The sequence below is a fragment of the Ensifer adhaerens genome, assembly GCF_020035535.1.
Taxonomy (GTDB): Bacteria; Pseudomonadota; Alphaproteobacteria; order Rhizobiales; family Rhizobiaceae; genus Ensifer.
The window spans coordinates 4020632-4038995 of sequence record NZ_CP083349.1; the positions used below are offsets into that span (position 1 = coordinate 4020632).

The 18364-nt window shown below is 62.7% G+C and carries 17 protein-coding genes and 2 tRNA genes; 10 read left to right on the forward strand and 9 right to left on the reverse strand.

Annotated elements, in window-relative coordinates; translation table 11 throughout:
* Positions 1 to 10 precede the first annotated feature (10 nt).
* Positions 11 to 802, reverse strand: a complete 792-nt coding sequence (locus tag LAC81_RS19510) for a YdcF family protein (protein ID WP_223726097.1) — start codon at positions 800 to 802, stop codon at positions 11 to 13.
* A 39-nt stretch (positions 803 to 841) separates the two neighbouring features.
* Between LAC81_RS19510 and LAC81_RS19515 the strand changes: the two genes are divergently transcribed.
* Entirely contained in the window at positions 842 to 1282 is a 441-nt protein-coding gene (locus tag LAC81_RS19515) for a hypothetical protein (RefSeq protein ID WP_223726098.1), read from the forward strand.
* A gap of 31 nt (positions 1283 to 1313) precedes the next feature.
* Here the strand turns inward: LAC81_RS19515 and LAC81_RS19520 are convergent.
* Together LAC81_RS19520 and LAC81_RS19525 are read right to left on the reverse strand one after the other, a co-directional pair.
* A tRNA-Ala gene (locus LAC81_RS19520) sits at positions 1314 to 1389 on the reverse strand.
* A gap of 200 nt (positions 1390 to 1589) precedes the next feature.
* Positions 1590 to 1979, reverse strand: a complete 390-nt coding sequence (locus LAC81_RS19525) for a TIGR02300 family protein (RefSeq protein ID WP_113538869.1) — start codon at positions 1977 to 1979, stop codon at positions 1590 to 1592.
* Positions 1980 to 2358: 379 nt separating this feature from the next.
* Between LAC81_RS19525 and aroA the strand changes: the two genes are divergently transcribed.
* The 4 genes from aroA (at position 2359) to rpsA (ending at position 7042) form a co-directional block, all read left to right on the forward strand.
* Positions 2359 to 3705: a 3-phosphoshikimate 1-carboxyvinyltransferase gene (gene aroA / locus LAC81_RS19530; RefSeq protein ID WP_223726099.1), complete on the forward strand. Its 1347-nt coding sequence runs from the start codon at positions 2359 to 2361 to the stop codon at positions 3703 to 3705.
* Positions 3702 to 4535, forward strand: a complete 834-nt coding sequence (locus LAC81_RS19535; RefSeq protein WP_223726100.1) for a hypothetical protein — start codon at positions 3702 to 3704, stop codon at positions 4533 to 4535. Before aroA ends, LAC81_RS19535 begins: the two co-directional genes overlap by 4 nt.
* On the forward strand, positions 4532 to 5170 hold the full coding sequence (cmk, locus tag LAC81_RS19540; RefSeq protein ID WP_223726101.1) for a (d)CMP kinase: 639 nt from the start codon (positions 4532 to 4534) through the stop codon (positions 5168 to 5170). Before LAC81_RS19535 ends, cmk begins: the two co-directional genes overlap by 4 nt.
* 165 nt (positions 5171 to 5335) lie before the next feature.
* Positions 5336 to 7042 (forward strand): 30S ribosomal protein S1, encoded by a 1707-nt coding sequence (gene rpsA / locus LAC81_RS19545; protein ID WP_223726102.1) that lies wholly within the window; start codon positions 5336 to 5338, stop codon positions 7040 to 7042.
* An 86-nt stretch (positions 7043 to 7128) separates the two neighbouring features.
* On the opposite strand, the gene LAC81_RS19550 is transcribed toward rpsA, so the two are convergent.
* Positions 7129 to 8721, reverse strand: a complete 1593-nt coding sequence (locus LAC81_RS19550) for a hypothetical protein (RefSeq protein WP_223726103.1) — start codon at positions 8719 to 8721, stop codon at positions 7129 to 7131.
* A gap of 320 nt (positions 8722 to 9041) precedes the next feature.
* Between LAC81_RS19550 and LAC81_RS19555 the strand changes: the two genes are divergently transcribed.
* Entirely contained in the window at positions 9042 to 9371 is a 330-nt protein-coding gene (locus tag LAC81_RS19555) for a DUF6665 family protein (protein ID WP_223726104.1), read from the forward strand.
* Here the strand turns inward: LAC81_RS19555 and LAC81_RS19560 are convergent, their stop codons facing one another.
* Both LAC81_RS19560 and LAC81_RS19565 read right to left on the reverse strand, forming a co-directional pair.
* Entirely contained in the window at positions 9372 to 10133 is a 762-nt protein-coding gene (locus LAC81_RS19560) for a hypothetical protein (RefSeq protein WP_223726105.1), read from the reverse strand. It lies immediately after the preceding gene.
* A gap of 185 nt (positions 10134 to 10318) precedes the next feature.
* Entirely contained in the window at positions 10319 to 10837 is a 519-nt protein-coding gene (locus LAC81_RS19565; protein WP_223726106.1) for a BA14K family protein, read from the reverse strand.
* A gap of 214 nt (positions 10838 to 11051) precedes the next feature.
* Here LAC81_RS19565 and LAC81_RS19570 point away from each other — a divergent pair, with 214 nt between their 5' ends.
* From LAC81_RS19570 to LAC81_RS19580, 3 genes are all read left to right on the forward strand, one after another.
* A complete protein-coding gene (locus tag LAC81_RS19570; protein WP_223726107.1) occupies positions 11052 to 12485 on the forward strand; it encodes a phosphomannomutase in 1434 nt (477 codons plus the stop codon).
* Between the two features lie 77 nt (positions 12486 to 12562).
* Positions 12563 to 12649, forward strand: a tRNA-Leu gene (locus LAC81_RS19575).
* A gap of 281 nt (positions 12650 to 12930) precedes the next feature.
* Complete coding sequence (locus LAC81_RS19580) at positions 12931 to 13884, forward strand: adenylate/guanylate cyclase domain-containing protein (protein WP_113538877.1); 954 nt, start codon at positions 12931 to 12933, stop codon at positions 13882 to 13884.
* Positions 13885 to 13887: 3 nt separating this feature from the next.
* On the opposite strand, the gene LAC81_RS19585 is transcribed toward LAC81_RS19580, so the two are convergent.
* The 3 genes from LAC81_RS19585 to LAC81_RS19595 form a co-directional block, all read right to left on the reverse strand.
* Complete coding sequence (locus LAC81_RS19585; protein ID WP_223726108.1) at positions 13888 to 15894, reverse strand: adenylate/guanylate cyclase domain-containing protein; 2007 nt, start codon at positions 15892 to 15894, stop codon at positions 13888 to 13890.
* 151 nt (positions 15895 to 16045) lie between these two features.
* Entirely contained in the window at positions 16046 to 17074 is a 1029-nt protein-coding gene (locus LAC81_RS19590; RefSeq protein WP_223726109.1) for a hydroxyacid dehydrogenase, read from the reverse strand.
* A gap of 233 nt (positions 17075 to 17307) precedes the next feature.
* The gene (locus LAC81_RS19595; RefSeq protein ID WP_223726110.1) at positions 17308 to 17619 is read right to left on the reverse strand and encodes a hypothetical protein; all 312 of its coding nucleotides are present in this window, start codon (positions 17617 to 17619) and stop codon (positions 17308 to 17310) included.
* 107 nt (positions 17620 to 17726) lie between these two features.
* On the opposite strand from LAC81_RS19595, the gene LAC81_RS19600 reads away from it, so the two are divergent.
* Complete coding sequence (locus LAC81_RS19600) at positions 17727 to 18353, forward strand: ribonuclease D (protein WP_113538881.1); 627 nt, start codon at positions 17727 to 17729, stop codon at positions 18351 to 18353.
* Positions 18354 to 18364 lie beyond the last annotated feature (11 nt).

Sequence of the window (18364 nt, forward strand, 5' to 3'; positions counted from 1 at the left end):
GTCAACTGCGTCAGGGCGCCGGCAGGATCGAGGGTGTTCGACCGGCGAGGCGATAGGCCAGCAGGCCAATCCATTCGCGCACCGCCGTCGTCGTCAGCTGGGCATTCAGCGATGGCTGGGTGAAGTCGAAACCGAGGCCAAGCTTGCCGCTGGTGCGGTAATCCGTCGGCCAGGGAATGACGGGGATGTCGAGGGCGCGGAAGAGCCCGATCGAACGCGGCATGTGGAAGGCGGAAGTGACGAGTGCGCAATTCGAAAGGCCGTGCGCCGCCAGCAATTCGCGGGTGTTGCGGGCGTTCTCGAAGGTCGTGCGCGATTGCTCTTCGCGAATCAGCCGCTCGGCGCCGACGTCGAACGCGGCGAGAAAACTTTCCGATGCCTCGGCATCGCCGGCATAGGCGCCGCTGAACGAACCATCACCGCCGGAAACGAGAATGCGGGCCTCAGGATAGCGCTTGGCGAGCGCCACCGCCTCGATGAAGCGGTCTGCCGCCTGGTTGAACTCGGTGCCACCCCGTCCCGCCATCACTTCGTTCTCGAAGGCGCCGCCGAGCACGATGATGCAGGAAAGCGTCGCAGGCGGCGGCGAGGGGCGTGTGAAACGATCTTCGAGCGTCTGGAGCGCGTAGGGCCCCGCGGTCGTGAACAGGCTTAGGAAGAGCACCAGCGCGCCGAGCCCGCCAAGGAGGCCGCCGATGCGGCGCAGGCCCGCCGCCGTCGCCAGCAGCCCGGCAAAGGCGGCAAGGAACGAGAACGACAGCGGCTGCGCGACCAGCCAGAAGATTTTCGAGATCAGGAACATGGCATCAGCTTCTGCGTTTCGATGCTTAACAAAGCGTCAATGCATCGTGCGCGGTGGCGCGTTTACTTTGGCGGCGAACCGCGTCGCGTTGCGCGCATCTGCGCGTTGCAGGTGGGCCCCATCCCACCACTTTCATTTGAAGCCGAAAGGAGTATCATCCGGGAGATGACCACGATATCGGGCTTCAGATCCCAGTTGTTTCGTGCCGCCAATGAGGTTCATGAACTTACCCCGTTGCAGGCACAGCGGCTGCTCGAAGGCGCAGTGGCGCTGATCCGCTGCATGCGCGAGCAAACCGGCATGGAGCCGAACACCGAAGCGCCCGATGTGACCAACGTCCTGCTGGACATCGCCGCTTCTGCGCCCAGCCGATCGGAACGCGAAATCCGCAACGCCCTGCTCGAGTCGGCCGATATCATCCGATTGTTGACGATGATCCTGGATTCGCTGGACGAACTGGAAAGCAGCGGCGGACCTTGAAGGCCTAATTCCGATCAGTCGAAGGGAAGTTTGGTGGAGCTAAGCGGGATCGAACCGCTGACCTCTTGCATGCCATGCAAGCGCTCTCCCAGCTGAGCTATAGCCCCATATCGGGTTCCGGCTAGGCCGGTCCGGGAAGTTCGCCGGGCTGTTGTGCTCGGCGAGTGGCGGCTTATTACTTCCCCTTTTTGAGGATGGCAAGCCGAAAAATGCGTGGCCTGTAGATTTATTTTCAGTCCGGGCCAATTTTCTCCCGTCCGGGCCCTAAAGGCCGAGGACGGGAGCATTCTCATGTCATTTGAAGCGCTTAGACGTCTTCGTCTTCGTCGGACACGCCGATGAGGCCGCTCATGTCGTCATCGTCTTCGTCTTCGTCGGCTTCGAGGAAGGTGTCATCGTCGTCACCATCGATCTCGACATCGTCGTCGCCGAGATCCGGCAGGTCGTCGCCGCCCGCTGCCTCGTCATCGGCATCCTCGAGCGAAACGAGTTCGACTTCGGTGTTCTCTGCATCAACTTCCGTGACGTCTTCTTCTTCTTCCTTCTCGAGCACCTTGGCGACCGAGGTTTCTTCGAAGAACGACAGCGGGTAGGACTTGCCGGTGTAAGGCGAAACGATCGGATCACGGTTCAGATCGTAGAATTTGCGCCCCGTTTCCGGGTCGATGCGCTTTGTTCCAAGTTCCGGTTTTGCCACAGTCAAAGCCTCTTGAATGGCCGGCCGTGCCGGCTCTTGCCGGAAAACCGGCGGGTGGAAAGGGTATCAAGCTTATGATGATTAGCCGGTCCCCATAATCATCTTGGCAGCATCTGTCAAAGACAAAACGCGCAAGCGCCTGTGTCACGGGCGTTCGGGCGAACATTGGGATGACCGCTCGCCATGATTTAAGGAAGCATGCAGCAGGGGTTGTGGTCGGCGTGCGGCCGAAAGCGAGGGACGGACGTCTCGCGAGTTGCATTGTCTTCTTCAAACCCATCCGGTCTAAGGATAAGAACAGTCAGCCGTTCAAAGTGCCTGTATGGCCTTGGCGTGTCTTGATCGCGCGATACCGTCTTGCATGTTTCGAGGATACCGCATGTCGCAGGGATTGGGCCAAAGCCCCGCCACCGCCCGCAAATCCGAAGGCCTCCAGGGGACGATCCGCATTCCTGGCGACAAGTCGATCTCGCACCGGTCGTTGATGCTGGGTGGCCTTGCTGCCGGCGAGACGCGCATTACTGGCCTGTTCGAAGATGACGACGTGATCGCCACCGGCCGGGCCATCCAGGCCATGGGCGCCAGGATCCGCAAGGAAGGCGACACCTGGATCGTCAATGGCGTCGGCAATGGTGCGTTGCTCGCGCCGGAAGCGCCGCTCGATTTCGGCAATGCCGGAACCGGTTGCCGCCTCACGATGGGTCTCGTCGGCGTCTATGATTTCGAAACGACCGTCATCGGAGATGCCTCGCTCAGTCGACGGCCGATGGCGCGGGTGCTCGATCCCTTGCGCGAAATGGGTGTGCAGGCGAAGTCCGCTACCGGCGACCGGCTGCCGGTGACGCTGCGTGGACCAAAGACGCCGACGCCGATCACCTATCGGGTGCCGGTCGCATCCGCGCAGGTGAAGTCGGCGGTTCTGCTTGCCGGTCTCAATGCGCCGGGCATTACCACCGTCATCGAATCGGTGATGATCCGTGACCACACGGAGCGCATGCTCCGCGGCTTCGGCGCCGAACTCTCGGTGGAGACCGATGCCACGGGTGCGCGCACCATCCGGCTCGAGGGGCGCGGCAGGCTCGTCGGCCAGGAGATCGACGTCCCCGGCGATTCGTCTTTAGCGGCTTTCCCCTTGGTTGCGGCGCTCGTCGTTCCGGGCTCGGACGTCACGATCCGCAACGTGTTGATAAACCCGACCCGCTCTGGGTTGATCCTGACGTTGCAGGAGATGGGCGGCGATATCGAGACGGTCGACATCAGGCAGGTCGGCGGAGAAGACGTGGCGGATCTGAGGGTGCGCCATTCCGAACTGAATGGCGTGACGGTCCCGGAAGAGCGGGCCGTCTCGATGATCGACGAGTATCCCGTTCTCGCCATCGCCGCCGCCTTTGCCGAGGGCGCGACCGTGATGAGTGGTCTCGACGAGCTGCGCGTAAAGGAATCCGATCGCCTCGCCGCCGTTGCCGCAGGCCTGAAACTCAACGGTGTCGATTGCGAAGAAGGCAAGTCCTCGCTGGTGGTGCGCGGGCGTCCCGGTGGCAGGGGCCTTGGAAATGCGTCGGGTGAGCTGGTGAAGACCCATCTCGATCATCGCATCGCCATGAGCTTTTTGGTCCTGGGGCTGGCCACGGAGCACCCGGTTCAGGTCGATGACATGTCGATGGTTGCGACGAGCTTTCCGGCGTTCTTGGATTTGATGACAGGGCTTGGTGCGAGGATCGTGTGAAGATCACGGCACTCGCGGCAAACCTCAGATGGCTGCCCACGATTGCAGTCGTAGTTCTCCTGACGCTACTGACGCAAATTGGTGGAGTAGTCTGGCTCATTACTGTCGGTCTTGCGCGCCGATGCAAAACCGGTGTTTTCGGTTTTCTTGCGCTCTTTCTTGGCGTTTATACCGCCGGTAGTGCGCTTGGTTACGCGGTGGCACCGATCTTCGGCCGGGTTTCACTGCCCTGTTTCGACGATGGCACATCGCAACTCAAGATGCAGTCGCCTTTCTTCTGCGTCCTGAACCGCCAATATGTCGTTCCGGAACTGAAGGAAGCGGCTGTCGCCTTGTCGAGGCACATGGATCAGGCGTTCCCCGGAACGACGACCTTGGCGCTCGACGCCAATTTTCCTTTTTTCAACGGCTTTCCACTGTTTCCGCATCTGTCCCATTCGGACGGCCGGAAGCTGGATGTCGCGTTTTACTATCAGAATGGCGATGGCAGCTATCTGGATAGGACGACGCGCTCGCCGATCGGCTATTTCGCCTTCGAGCAGCCTCGCCCGAGTAGTATTCTTCCGTGCCGGGATCGCGAAGACCTCTTGACCTTGCGATGGGACTTGGACTTCTTGCAGTCGTTGTGGCCGTCCTTGCGGCTGGAGGAAAGCCGCACCGGGGAGGCGCTGCGCTGGCTCTCCGGCGAGGGGAGCAGTTTCGGTATCGAGAAGATATTCGTGGAACCGCATCTGGCGCAAAGTCTTGGCGTTCAGGCGCAGTCAATTAGGTTTCAGGGTTGCAGGGCCGCCAGGCACGATGACCATATACATATGCAGGTTGGAAAATGACATTCACCATCGCCATCGACGGGCCGGCCGCAGCCGGCAAGGGCACGCTTTCGCGCCAGATAGCCGAGGCGTACGGCTTCCATCATCTCGATACCGGCCTCACCTACCGTGCGACGGCCAAGGCGCTGCTCGACGCCGGCCTGCCGCTCGACGACGAGGCGGTCGCCGAGAAGATGGCCCGCGATGTCGAGCTGGCCGGTCTCGATCGCGCGGTTCTCTCCGCGCATGCCATCGGCGAGGCGGCATCGAAGATCGCCGTCATACCGGCGGTGCGTCGGGCGCTGGTCGAGGCGCAGCGCGTCTTTTCGCAGCGCGAGCCTGGAACCGTCCTCGACGGCCGCGACATCGGCACGGTCGTCTGCCCGGATGCGCCAGTGAAGCTCTACGTAACCGCCTCGCCGGAAGTGCGGGCGAGGCGTCGCTACGACGAGATCGTCGGCAATGGCCAACCGGCTGATTATGCGGCCATCTTCGAAGATGTGAAGAAGCGCGACGAACGCGATATGGGTCGCTCCGACAGTCCCTTGCGTCCCGCCGAAGACGCGCACTTGCTTGATACGTCTGAAATGAGTATAGAGGCGGCGTTTCAGGCTGCGAAGACTTTGATCGATGCGGCCCTGATGAAGAAGATCTGAAGAAGAGCCCATCCCCGACTTGGTCAGGATCGCTCTTCTTGCATAAGCCTGAAATTCCGTCCACGCGCCGGATTGCCCCTTTGGTGGGGCGGACTGGGTTCAGGCCTGTTCAACACCAGCCCCCGGCGCATGTGCGTCTCGTATGAGATGCATGCAGGAGATTCCATGTCTGCTACCAATCCTACCCGTGACGATTTCGCCGCCCTTCTCGAAGAATCCTTCGCGAAGACCGATCTCGCCGAAGGCTATGTTGCCAAGGGCATCGTTACGGCCATCGAAAAGGACGTCGCCGTTGTCGACGTCGGTCTGAAGGTCGAAGGCCGCATCGCTCTGAAGGAATTCGGCGCGAAGGCCAAGGACGGCTCGCTCAAGGTTGGCGACGAAGTCGAAGTCTACGTTGAGCGCATCGAAAACGCGCTCGGCGAAGCTGTTCTGTCGCGCGAGAAGGCTCGCCGCGAAGAGAGCTGGCAGCGCCTGGAAGTGAAGTTCGAAGCCGGCGAACGCGTCGAAGGCATCATCTTCAACCAGGTCAAGGGTGGCTTCACCGTCGATCTCGACGGCGCCGTTGCCTTCCTTCCGCGCTCGCAGGTCGACATCCGTCCGATCCGCGACGTCACCCCGCTGATGCATAACCCGCAGCCCTTCGAAATCCTCAAGATGGACAAGCGTCGCGGCAACATCGTTGTTTCGCGTCGTACGGTTCTCGAAGAGTCCCGCGCCGAGCAGCGTTCTGAAATCGTTCAGAACCTTGAAGAAGGCCAGGTTGTCGAAGGCGTCGTCAAGAACATCACCGATTACGGTGCGTTCGTCGACCTCGGCGGCATCGACGGTCTGCTCCATGTCACCGATATGGCATGGCGCCGCGTGAACCATCCGTCGGAGATCCTGAACATCGGCCAGCAGGTCAAGGTTCAGATCATCCGCATCAACCAGGAAACCCACCGCATCTCGCTCGGCATGAAGCAGCTCGAGTCGGATCCGTGGGATGGCATCGGTGCGAAGTACCCGGTCGGCAAGAAGATCTCCGGTACCGTCACGAACATCACCGACTACGGTGCGTTCGTCGAGCTGGAGCCGGGCATCGAAGGCCTGATCCACATCTCCGAAATGTCCTGGACCAAGAAGAACGTACACCCCGGCAAGATCCTGTCCACGAGCCAGGAAGTCGACGTTGTCGTTCTCGAAGTCGATCCGACCAAGCGTCGTATCTCGCTCGGCCTCAAGCAGACGCTCGAGAACCCGTGGCAGGCATTCGCGCATAGCCACCCGGCTGGCACCGAAGTTGAAGGCGAAGTCAAGAACAAGACCGAATTCGGCCTGTTCATCGGCCTCGACGGCGACGTTGACGGCATGGTGCACCTTTCCGACCTCGACTGGAACCGTCCGGGCGAGCAGGTCATCGAAGAGTTCAACAAGGGCGACGTCGTTCGCGCTGTTGTTCTCGACGTCGACGTCGACAAGGAGCGCATCTCGCTCGGTATCAAGCAGCTCGGCAAGGATGCAGTCGGCGATGCCGCCGCTTCCGGCGAACTGCGCAAGAACGCCGTTGTTTCGGCCGAAATCATCGCGATCAACGATGGTGGCATCGAAGTGAAGCTCGTCAACCACGAAGACATCACCTCGTTCATCCGCCGCGCTGACCTCGCGCGTGACCGCGACGAACAGCGTCCGGAGCGTTTCTCGGTTGGTCAGGTTGTCGACGCTCGCGTCACCAACTTCTCCAAGAAGGACCGCAAGATCCAGCTGTCGATCAAGGCTCTGGAAATCGCTGAAGAGAAGGAAGCCGTTGCTCAGTTCGGTTCGTCCGACTCGGGCGCTTCGCTCGGCGACATCCTCGGCGCGGCTCTGAAGAACCGCCAGAACAACGAGTAATCGTTGCCTGACATCTGAACTGGAAAACCCGCGGAGAGCGATCTCCGCGGGTTTTTCTTTGGTCGAATAGTGTCCTTCTCGCCGCCTCAGCCAAGGCCGCCAAGTCTGCGGTAGAGATCATAGGCGTCGGGTGCGTCCGGCGTCGTGTCCTCGGGCACGGCGTCGTCCGTTGGCTCTGTTCCGTCCCCTTGGCCCTGGTCTTCGCCTTCGTCTGCGCTTTGTTCTTCGTCCGATGCTTCGTCTTCCGATCCGCCAGGCATTTCGTGACTGAGGTTTTCGGTCTCCGCCGCATCGTTGGCGACCGGCGGGTAGGGGATCATGGCAAAGGGAATGGCTTCGCGCGGAAGGCCGTTTTCCACCAGCCTGGCGATGACCTGCTGCATCGTCTGTTCGTCGGCTGCCCGTTGCGGCCGCATGTCTGCCGGCATGCGTTGGGCCGCTTTCGCGTCCTCGGACTTGTCGTCAAGTAGGGGCGGCAGGGTGTTGCTGCCATCCGGCGTCTCACGCATACGTGCTGCGGCGTCGGTCGCGCGCGCTGGCATGGCGGTTTCTTTGTCCGGGACCGGTGCGGACGCGTCCGCTCCATCGGCGTGCGCGGTGGCCGGCTTGGTCTCGGTGCCGGCAGTTCCAGGCGGGGCCACGCTGTCGCGAATGAGCGTCTTGATCGCCTCGAAGAGCACCCGCATAGGCCTGGCTTCCGGATTGGCGCGACTGGCCGCGGCGGTGGTCTTGGTGTCGCTCTCCTCCTCGGCATCGGGCATCGGGCCATAGGTGCCGTCTGGGTCCACATCCTCGGTGGATTCGGCAGAAGCATCGGCATCGATTGGTACCGCTGTGATCTCGCTGGTCGATGCCTCGATTTCGACATGCCCGCTATTGGCGGTTTCTTCGGGTTCGGGCCGGAGCGGGGGCTGCGGCGCTGCTTCCTCGACTTCGCCTTCGCCGGTGAGCAGGGCAGCGGCACTTTGGATCGGCGTGCCGTCTGCTGCAGCGGGCTTCCCCGTGCTTGCGCGCGTTTCGTGTCGCTCGGCCGGTACGCCGGTCCGACCTTTCGAAGGCGCCTCAGTCGTTCCGCCCTGGTCAAGGTCGTCGCCCTGCGGCTCGAGCAGGTCGCTGTCGTTGCCGGCCCCGAAGGTCTTTCGCAGTACCGCTTGCAACAGTGCGACCTCGCCGGCGGCAGGCAAGCGTGTAGCGCCCGGGTTGAACGGCATGGCCGGCTGGAGGGAGGGATTGCGCAGGATGACGTCGCGCGCCTGGGCAGGCATCGGTGTTGCCGTGCTGCTCGGCGCGTTCGCGCCGTTGCGGATCGCCGGTAGGTCGGCAAGCAAGCCAACCCGGATGGAAAGGTTGCGCCCGCCGAGCTGGCGTTCGAGCAACAGGCGATCGGACGCTGGCATCGATTCGAGGAAGGCCACGAGGCGGCGTACGAAATCCCGTCCACCTTCCTGGGGCAGGGGAGGGAACTTCAGGATACGCGCCAGATCCTCCATCAGCCGCACCAGTGCGTCCTTGGAGAGGATTTCACGGCCCGAGAGATGCCGGGTCAGTGCGTCCAGGATCTTCTGGATGGCTTCGCCGCGTTGGCCGGCGGGCAACAAGGCTGTCTGCGGCTGCGCTTTGGCGCTCGTGTCTTCTGCGGTAGCGGCCGCGGCTCGGGCCGTCTGGATGGGTATCAGCATTCTGGTCTCCATCTCGCTTGACCTCGGGTTGACCAGTCGTCGTTGACCGACGAAACGCGGGTGCACGCTCGGGCACGGACCGATTTTCGGCTCGCGTGCGGATAATTCGCTTCGCTACATACGGGTTGGCGCCTCATGCGCGTCTCGGCCAATGGCCGGACAGCCGCGACACCGTCGCGGATAGGGGAATCGGCATGATGTCCGAGGTTAGGTGAAAGAGGTTTATGAAATCTTAACCATGTATCGATGGCGGCAACGATCCGCGCCCCTTGCCTCCCGCCCACCGCAGCGCCATCTTCAGGGCTTCTGAGGAGTTCCGGATGACCGTTCGTCCCCCAAAAGCCCTGAGCCCGACCTTCTCGACCAACGGCGCCTTCAGTGTGCTCGAATACGAACTGATGTCCGAGCGGGCCGATGCGCTCGGCCGCCATGGCCTAAAGGTGGAAAAGGCGCTTGCCGCGCTCGCAGCGCTCAAGCCGGAAGCCACCTCCGATCTGCGCGAGCGACTACTCGATGACGCCTCCGACGCTGTCTGGGCGTTCTTCATTCAGCGCGAGATTTGCGGGCTGCGGGATAGCCGCGACGCCGTTCTTCGTTATGGCATCCCCAAGGAGGTCGTGGCGCGGCTGGGTATCGTGCGCAGGAAATGATCAGCCAAAGCTCTGGCTGGCGAGGCTGTAAAGGCCGATCTCGTCGAAGCGGATGAGTTTTGCCTGTCGCGCCTCCTGCCGGTCGGCGATGGACTCCAACTCGTCCTTGAGCTGGAGACCGCGCACGCGTTCCTCCTGCTCGTCGAGCGACTGCTTGTCGGTGCCGCGCGTCGGATCGTTGCGTAGACTTTCGACCTGGGCCTCTTCGACCGATCCGGATTCCGTTGCCGACTTCAGGCGATCCACCGCCTTTGCAGCCTGTGCCTGGCTTTGGGCGCTCTTGTCGCTCGTCTCGCCGAGCGCCGCCTTCAGTATCTCGTTCTCCCGGCCACCCGGATTTTTGAGCGCCTGAGTCAGTTCGGCAAGCGTAACGCCGAGCTTGTCCAGCCCAAGCCGATCTTCGACCTTGGCGACGTCCCCTGGCTCAAGCGCCTTGACCTGGTTCTCGACGGCCCGTGCGAAAGCTGCATCAGACTTGAAGGCCTCACGGTCGAGCTCGAAGAACGCTCCGACCTGACGGATGAGCGCGGCGCGATTGCTGTTGGGGTCGTTCTGGGTGCGGTCGAAGAAATGGGCGTTGATCTTGTCGTTGGCCGCCTTGCGCGCGCCATCGGACTGGACCTGCGCCTTTAGGACCTTGTCGTCCTTTGTGCCCTTGGCCTTTTCCTCTTCTTCCGCCTGCCGCTTTTCGATGTCCTTGAGGATCGAGCCGACCAGGCTGGTCGTTGCGGTGGCAGTCGATTGCTGAGTCGGAAGCAGCATGTTTCATCCCCGGACAGCATCGTGGCGCTTTCCGGAACGGTAGGCCGTCGCGGTTAATGCCGGCTTAACCGAAGTCTCCCACAAGTCGGGACCGATCGGACACACGGAACGCCATCTCCACGCTTGCGCGCGGAGAAACATGAGGCGCCTTTGCCTTCATACGGCGTCGCGCAGCAGGTCTCCCCCTATCGGTAGGGCGAATAGCAGACCTTGTAGGCGCCGCCATAGCTCAAGAACCGGTTGGTCGCCGGATTGTAAGAGCGGTAGCGCGACATGCACCAGCTGACATGTGAGCCGCCGTGAACATATCGGTCGCGATAGTAGTAGTTACCGCCATAGTAGCGACGCGGGTAATAGCCGTAGCGGGGGTAGTAACCGTAGCGGGGGTAGTAGCCGCCATAGCGGGGGTAGTAGCCGCCATAATAGCCACCACCATAGTAGCCGCCCGAGCCGAAAGAGAAGCTCAGCCCCGAGCCGTAGTACGGTCCGCCCCAACCGTGACGGTAGTAGGGTCCACCCCATCCGTGGCCCCACCCGCCGCCCCAGTAGCGCCGGTGGTAGTACTGCACATTTTGGACGTCGCCTTGTGCCTTGATCTGGAGATCGGGTGCCTGGATAGGCATCGCCTGGACAGGCCCGATGGGGGTGATCAGGGAGGTGGCGGCCAAGCTGCAGCCGATAACGAAATCGCGAAATCCCGTCATTTTTTCCTCACTTTCAGAAGGTCATGCCTTCCGGTTGTGTCCCTGCCTGTATTACGTTTGTTTTTCTTGGTTTATTCATGGCGCCGGGCGCTTTGCGCAGTTGCGGGAACCACTGGATCTCCGCCCGTTGCCCTCTACTGTACGATGCGCCTATCCTTCGGTCGTGTCACTGCGGTTCTTTTCCGATCCTTTCCCCCCATCAGCGAGGTACGCGATGCAATTGAAGTTTGGCACCAGTGGCTTGCGCGGCCTCTCCGAGGAACTGAAGGGTGAGCCATCCGCGCGCTATGCGACGGCCTTTGCCCGATACCTCGTGGCGTCCGGCCACAGCCGGCCCGGTGACGCCATTCTCATCGCTCGCGATTTTCGCGATTCGAGCCCTGAGATTGCGGCCGTTTGCGCCGCTGCGCTGGCGCGCGAGGGGCTGCGCGTTTTCGATTGCGGTGCGGTGCCGACCCCGGCGCTGGCGCTTTACGGCCTCGCCAACAAGGCAGCGGCCTTGATGATCACCGGTTCCCATATTCCGGCCGACCGCAACGGCATCAAGTTCTATCGTCCCGACGGCGAGATCGACAAGGAGGATGAGGTGGCGATCAGCGGCATCGCCGACGGGATTGCGCACCAGATCGCGCCAGTCGCCGATGCCGGGATCGGGGAAGACCACGCGACCCGGGTCGCCGCACTCTTCATGGCAAGGAACCGGCAATTGCTGTCCGCCGGCGCGTTGTCCGGCCTCAAGGTGGGCGTGTACCAGCACAGTACCGTGGCGCGCGACCTGATTGCCGAACTGCTGGCTTACTTTGGCGCCGACGTCGAGGCCCTGGGGCGCTCCGAACAGTTCATTCCGGTCGATACCGAAGCGGTATCGGCGGAGACGATCGAGCGGCTTCAGGAATGGGCGCGCGAACACCGCCTCGACGCGATCGTGTCGGCGGATGGTGACGGCGACCGGCCCCTGGTCGCCGACGAGAACGGGCTGCCCTTGCGCGGCGATCTGCTCGGCCTGATGGCCTGTGGCTTTCTCGGCGCAAGACTTGCCGTCACTCCGGTAACCTCCAACTCCGGCCTGGACGGCAGGGAAGGGCTCGCTGTCCAGCGCACTCGCGTGGGCTCGCCCTTCGTGATCGCGGGCATGCAGCAGGCGTTGAAGGACGGCGCGCAGAAGGTCGCCGGCTTCGAGGCCAATGGCGGCACGCTGACTGCGAGCGCCTTCGCGGTCAATGGCGCAACGCTCGAAGCGCTGCCCACGCGCGATAGCTTTCTGCCGATCGTTGCGGCGCTGGCAGCGGCCGCTGAGGCCAAGCTGTCGCTTTCTGCGCTCGCCGCGTCCTATCGGCTTCCGGTGGCGCTCAGTGATCGGCTCGAAAACTTCCCGGTCGAAACGAGCGCCCGGCTGATGACATTTCTGCGCGCAGACGAAGCAAATCTTGCGAAATTCCTGGCGCCGATCGGCGGCGTCGCTGCGGTCAGTGACATTGACGGGCTGCGCGTGACGCTCGACGATGGCCGAATCATCCATTTCCGGCCGTCGGGTAATGCGCCCGAGATGCGGTGCTATGTCGAAGCGGAGACGCCGGAAGCTGCCGAAATGCTGCTCTCAAGAGGTCTATCCACAATCCGCCGTTGGAAGGAAACCGCTTCGAGTTGAGTTTTTTGCAATCCGACACGAAAACTTCAAAAAGCCTGTTGACACTTTAGCCCGGGCCTTTTACACCCCCGCTCGTCGCCCAGATGGCGGAATTGGTAGACGCGCCAGCTTCAGGTGCTGGTACTCGAAAGGGTGTGGAGGTTCGAGTCCTCTTCTGGGCACCAAATTCCCAAGCCAAATCGTTGATTTGGTTCTGAAAAACCCCGGCTTGCCGGGGTTTTTTCGTTTCTGGATTTTGGGCTGAATTCGACACGATTTTCCGCCGGGCGGCACGCACGCTTGCTTTAAAATGGTTGCGCGCTGTCGTTATTTTCGCGCGACGTGCCTTGAAGCTTCGATCTCCAGCATTGATATTCTATCCGCAACGCAGGGGCGTGCGGACCGTGCGAACGCGGCACCATGCAATCGTCCGCCGGAATGGCGGAACTTGAGCGAGGATGAGGCGATGTCTGAGACGCGTCGCAAGCTGACGACAATCCTATCCGCGGATGTCCAGGACTACACCCGGCTGATGCGTGCCGACGAGGAGGGCACGCTCGCCACTCTGAAGCGCTATCGCGATTCCATGGGGCGGCTCATCGAGGCGCATGAGGGCCGCGTGGTCAACACCTGGGGCGACGGCCTCATCGCGGAATTCCCGAGCGTCGTTGAAGCCGTGCGCACCGCGGTCGACGTGCAGAACGAACTGGCAGGCTGCAACGAGAACTGCCCCGCCGACGAACAGATGCTGTTTCGCATCGGCATCAATCTCGGCGACGTGATCGCCGAGGGCGACGACCTCTACGGCGACGGCGTCAATGTCGCAGCGCGCCTGCAGGCTTCCGCTCCTGCGGGCGGCATCGTCATTTCGAATACAGTCTACGACCAGGTGCGCAACAAGGTCGCCGTCGGTTTCGATTTTCTTGGGCCGTTGGAGGTGAAGAACATCGATGGCGGCGTGCCGAGCTATGCGGTGCGCATCGGCATGGCGGATACCCGCCCGGCGTTCAGGAGCGAAACCTTTGGGCGTCCCGGCGACGGGGCAGCTTCGGACGACGGGCGCGCCCATCCCAAGCCAGACCAGGGCGGCTTGATTGCCGCGATCAAGACAGGATCGCTTCCCGTCCTGGCCGTCATCGCTGCCGGGCTGGTCGCTCTCAACCTGCTCACCTGGAACGGCGTGCTGTGGGCCGTCTGGCCGTTGCTCGGCCTTGGCATCCTCGCGGGCCTTGCGTGGCTCAGAACCAACCGGTGGGTGGACCGCGGCATCGGCGTGCTGGCGCTTTCCGGGCTGGTGCTTCTCACCATCAATCTGTTGACCTGGCGCGGCGTGTTCTGGGCCGTTTGGCCACTGCTCGCCTTTGCCGTGGTGGGCGGCATTCGCTGGGTAACGCGTCAGAAGCGCAGCCTCCGGTCCTGAGCCCTACACTCGGTCCTTCGCGCCACCGGAAGCATTGTCGGGCATTGTCGGCCGAGAATCCGCCGACGCCGGTTCTTCCGGCTCGGCGCCCAGCACCTCGTAGATCTCGAGCGCAGAGGCGCGGCCCTTGGCCTGCGCCGAACCGAGCGGCCGGAAACGGATGGCCTTGCCGGCCTGGGCGACGACCGCGCCGCTTGCCATGATCGTGGTGTCGTAGTTCTTGTTCATGCCTTCCAGGCGGGAGGCGACGTTCACGGTGTCGCCCATTGCCGTATATTGCAGCCGCTCCCTGGCGCCGACATTGCCGACGACGGCGGTACCGGTGTGGATGCCGAAACGGGTGCGAAACTCCGGAAGCCCCTTTTGACGCTGGGCCTCGTTGAAGACACGCAAGCGCTCCTCGACCGCCAGCGCGCACCGACAGGCATGTTCGGCATGTCTTTCGTCCGGCGCCGGCGCGTTCCACATCGCAAACACCGAATCGCCGAGGAACTGGATGATCGTTCCGTCGTGTTCTCCCACCGTCTCGCTGAAGATGTCGAAATACTCCGACAGCATCGCAACGACCTCTTCGGGCGGATACTTCTCGCTGAGCGTGGTGAAATCGTAGATGTCGGTGAAGACCGCCGTCACCTCCTGTCGCCAGGCGGAGCGGCCGCTGAACTGGCCGGACTCGATGCCTTTGCGAACCAGTTCCTTGGGCACGTAGAGAGCGAAGGTGAAGATCGCGTCCCGTGCCCGGTTCATGGCTCCACCGAGTGTGGAGATCTCGCTGACATGCGAGGAAACGTCGATGGGCGTGGTGAAGTCGAGATCCTGCAGCCGGTTGGCGCTGGCGGTCAGCTGGTTGAGCCCCTTTGTGATCAGGTGCGCGAGCACCAGCGAAGCAAGCACCGCGAGGGCCACGACCGAACCGGAAATCGCCAGCCCCTGCACGAGCGTCTGGTTCGCCTCTGCCATCAGTTCGTCGAGCGGTGCAGCCACCACGGCGCGGTTGCCGGAGAGAAGCAGTGCGGATTCGAGCGGCGTCACCATGACGAGATAGGTTCGGTCTCCGACCTCGACGAAGTCTGCCTTGCCGGGCTCGGGCGGATGGAGGCGGATACTCTGGATCAGCGGGTCGCTATCGGCCTGCACGATCGGGCTATCCTTGCCCTTCGCCGCCATGATGCGACGCATCATCACCCGGTCCGAATGGATGATCGGACGCCCGACGGCATCGAGGATGAACGAGACGGAACCGGTCGTCAGCCGCTCGCGGGCAAGAAAATCGGTGATCGTATCGAGAATGACGTCCGCGCCGATGACGATCTGAGGATTGCCGCGATGCGCCTGCGAGATTGTCATCCCAAGCGTTTCGGTCGTGGCACTTTCATAAGGGCCGGTCGAGACCGCGGCCTTTCCGTTGACGGCCGCGCGGTACCACGGACGGGTCCGCGGATCGAAGCTGGAAGGCGGAAGCCGCCGCTCGGAAAATTGCGTCCCGTCCTTGTCCAGGAAGAGCACGCGCTGAAGAGGCTTGCCGTTTGCATCCTTTTCCATCGAGCGCACGGCAATGGCAGCACCACGCGGCGCGTCGAGTGCCATGCGCCAGGCGATCTGCTTGAGGTCGACCACCTGAAAGAACGCGCCGTTGGGATAGCCGACATAGACACCGTCGATATGCGGCGAGCGGGTGATGCCCTCGCGCAAGACCGCCACCTTGTCGTTCATGCGCTCTGGTGGCGGCACCAGGAAGGAATTGGCGACCGAGGAGACGAGGTTGACGAGGGCCGAGGTATCGCCGGAGAGCACGCCCAGCCGGTCGACGAGGCGGTTCATGAAACCGCGCATATTGGCCTCGGCGTCGGCGATCGCGGCGTTGCGCGAGCGATGATAGTCAAGCCCGACGAGCGTGGCGGAGACGACGATCAGCATGGCAACAATGACCAGGCTGAACAGCGATCGCAGCGAGCTGTTCCAGCCTTCGCGCGTTCTGCTTCGTCGAGTGTCGGGCGTCGTGTCTGCCATTGCGGTTCTCTGGTCCGTACCGATCAACTGACGACGACCTTAACGTGCAAGGATGGTCGCATGTGCAAGGAAAGTTAAATGCGAATCCCATAAAACACGTTAATCGGCGGGATGCACGCCCCGCCGACATCCGCCGCAAAAAATCGGTGGCTCAGTTCACCGTCACAGGCTTTGAGCGCATGCGCGCGACGGTTTCTCGCTCGGCCCGCTTGCAGCGCATCGGCGGCAGGTTGCGGTCCATCAGATCCATGTCCTCGAGCACCATCTCGCCCATCTTCTTGAAGGCGCTGTCGAGCGCGCCGGCGCGATGGGCCGAACGCAGAAAGCCCGGCAGGCGGCGAACCGGGTGGTCGAGCGGCAGCGGCTCTTGCGGAAAGACGTCGCTGGCCGCCACGATATGGCCGCGTGCGACGGCTGCCATCAGTGCATCGAAATCGACGACGCCGGCCCGGCTCAGGAGGATGAAGGCGGCGCCAGGGCGCATGCGGGCAAAGGCCTTTTCGCCGAGGAAGCCTTCGTTCTCGCTGGTGACCGCGGCGACGACGAAGACGAAGTTGCTGTCGCCGAGAACCGTATCGAGCGACGCGGGCTCGACGCCGTTGTCCCTCAGGATCGAGGCCGGCATCCAGGGATCGAAGACGCGGATCCTGGCACGGAAACCGGAGAGCACGCGGTTCAGCGCCTTGCCGAGATCACCGAAGCCGATGATGCCGATGTCTGAGCCGGAGAGGAGCCGCGCCGAGCGGTTGCCGTCGCCGCCCCAGAGTTCGTGCCCCTCGCGGAAGGCAAGGTCGGCGTCGACGACACCGCGGGCGATGTTGAGCGCCATGGCAAGGCCGAGTTCGGCGACCGGCTCGGCAAAGACCTGGCCCGTGGTCACCACATGGATGCCGCGTTCGAACAGCACCTCGTAGGGCATGTTGTTGATCAGGTTGCTCTCGACATTGAGGATCGCCCTGAGCTGGCCCATGCGCTGGAGCGTAGCGTGATCGAGCGGCGGCTGGCCGATGATGTAGCGCGCTTCAGCCAGAACCGCGTCGCCGACCCCGGCGATATCGTCCGGGTCGGCTTCGACGATCCGGTAGCGCTGGTGCAACTCCTTCAGTGCTTCCGGCGTGAAGATGAGGTCGAGCGTGCGTGGCGCGGGCGCGCTGATGGCAAGCGGTCTCGTATCGGGCATGGTTCCTCCCACGGCGTGTTTCCCTCAATCCTAGCCGATCAAAGGATAAAGACACGCAGCAATTCAAGGTGCTGCAGCAACCTTTGCACGCCTGAGCACGTCACGCGGCGCTATGGGCCGAGGCCCCTCCGCTTGTACGGTCAGACTGGGAACAAGTTCGCGTCTCGCCAGGCGGCCTGGTCCTCAAGGCGGCAGGCTCGCGAGGAGCCCGCCAGGCGCCTTGGCGCGCCTCTTCAATAGCCGAGACCGCGTTTCTGGCGGTAGAGCGACGGCGGCAGACCGCTGCCCTGGAAGACCGGACCATCGCCTCGGCGGCAATTGTAGATCGTGTCGTAGACGGGACCGCCGCGCGCTGACGATTCGAACGGATAGTTGCGGTCGACGAAGGTCTGTTCGCAGACCGTCTGGTCGTTGCCGCCATTCAACGGATCCATCTGGCGCACGCCGGGCAGGTCCCGGTAGCTCTGTGCCGGTGCCGGGATGGCGGAGAGCCCCAGTGTCAGCGTGAGGGCCGAAAGGGCGAGGGCGGGGCGAGGAGAGGTCATTGCAGGACTTTCGAACGGGCGACCGTCGGGCGGGATACGGTAACGGTATCGCCGGCGCCAAACTTGCGCTATAGGCCACACCACTTCGTTTGATCTGGGGATTTTCGATGCCGAATGCAATACGGGTCCATGAAGGCGACATTTCCGCAGCCGATGCCGCGCGCTATCGAGGCGCGATCGCCATCGACACCGAAACGCTTGGTCTCATCCCCCGCCGTGACCGTCTCTGTGTGGTGCAGCTTTCGCCGGGCGACGGCACGGCCGATGTGATCCGCATCGCCGCCGGGCAGAAGGAGGCACCGAACCTCGTCGCCATGCTCGCCGATCCGGCCCGCCAGAAGATCTTCCATTTCGGCCGCTTCGATATTGCCGTGCTGTTCCACACCTTCGGGGTGACGACGACTCCGGTCTTCTGCACCAAGATCGCCTCGCGGCTGACGCGGACCTATACCGACCGCCACGGCCTCAAGGACAATCTCAAGGAAATGCTCGACGTCGACATTTCCAAGCAGCAGCAGTCGTCCGACTGGGCGGCGGATATCCTGTCGCCGGCGCAGCTCGAATATGCGGCTTCCGATGTCCTGCACCTGCACGCGCTGCGCGACAAGCTGACGGCACGCCTGATCCGCGATGGTCGCATGGAGCACGCCGATGCCTGTTTCGCTTTCCTGCCGACGCGTTGCAAGCTCGACCTGCTTGGCTGGGACGAGACGGACATCTTCGCTCACAGCTAGTCCGTGAGCGC

Coding starts and splice junctions, on each gene's coding strand:
- LAC81_RS19510 (WP_223726097.1), bottom strand. CDS start 802: ATGTTCCTGATCTCGAAAATCTTCTGGCTGGTCGCGCAGCCGCTGTCG.
- LAC81_RS19515 (WP_223726098.1), top strand. CDS start 842: ATGCATCGTGCGCGGTGGCGCGTTTACTTTGGCGGCGAACCGCGTCGC.
- aroA (WP_223726099.1), top strand. CDS start 2,359: ATGTCGCAGGGATTGGGCCAAAGCCCCGCCACCGCCCGCAAATCCGAA.
- cmk (WP_223726101.1), top strand. CDS start 4,532: ATGACATTCACCATCGCCATCGACGGGCCGGCCGCAGCCGGCAAGGGC.
- rpsA (WP_223726102.1), top strand. CDS start 5,336: ATGTCTGCTACCAATCCTACCCGTGACGATTTCGCCGCCCTTCTCGAA.
- LAC81_RS19550 (WP_223726103.1), bottom strand. CDS start 8,721: ATGCTGATACCCATCCAGACGGCCCGAGCCGCGGCCGCTACCGCAGAA.
- LAC81_RS19555 (WP_223726104.1), top strand. CDS start 9,042: ATGACCGTTCGTCCCCCAAAAGCCCTGAGCCCGACCTTCTCGACCAAC.
- LAC81_RS19560 (WP_223726105.1), bottom strand. CDS start 10,133: ATGCTGCTTCCGACTCAGCAATCGACTGCCACCGCAACGACCAGCCTG.
- LAC81_RS19565 (WP_223726106.1), bottom strand. CDS start 10,837: ATGACGGGATTTCGCGATTTCGTTATCGGCTGCAGCTTGGCCGCCACC.
- LAC81_RS19570 (WP_223726107.1), top strand. CDS start 11,052: ATGCAATTGAAGTTTGGCACCAGTGGCTTGCGCGGCCTCTCCGAGGAA.
- LAC81_RS19580 (WP_113538877.1), top strand. CDS start 12,931: ATGTCTGAGACGCGTCGCAAGCTGACGACAATCCTATCCGCGGATGTC.
- LAC81_RS19585 (WP_223726108.1), bottom strand. CDS start 15,894: ATGGCAGACACGACGCCCGACACTCGACGAAGCAGAACGCGCGAAGGC.
- LAC81_RS19590 (WP_223726109.1), bottom strand. CDS start 17,074: ATGCCCGATACGAGACCGCTTGCCATCAGCGCGCCCGCGCCACGCACG.
- LAC81_RS19595 (WP_223726110.1), bottom strand. CDS start 17,619: ATGACCTCTCCTCGCCCCGCCCTCGCCCTTTCGGCCCTCACGCTGACA.
- LAC81_RS19600 (WP_113538881.1), top strand. CDS start 17,727: ATGCCGAATGCAATACGGGTCCATGAAGGCGACATTTCCGCAGCCGAT.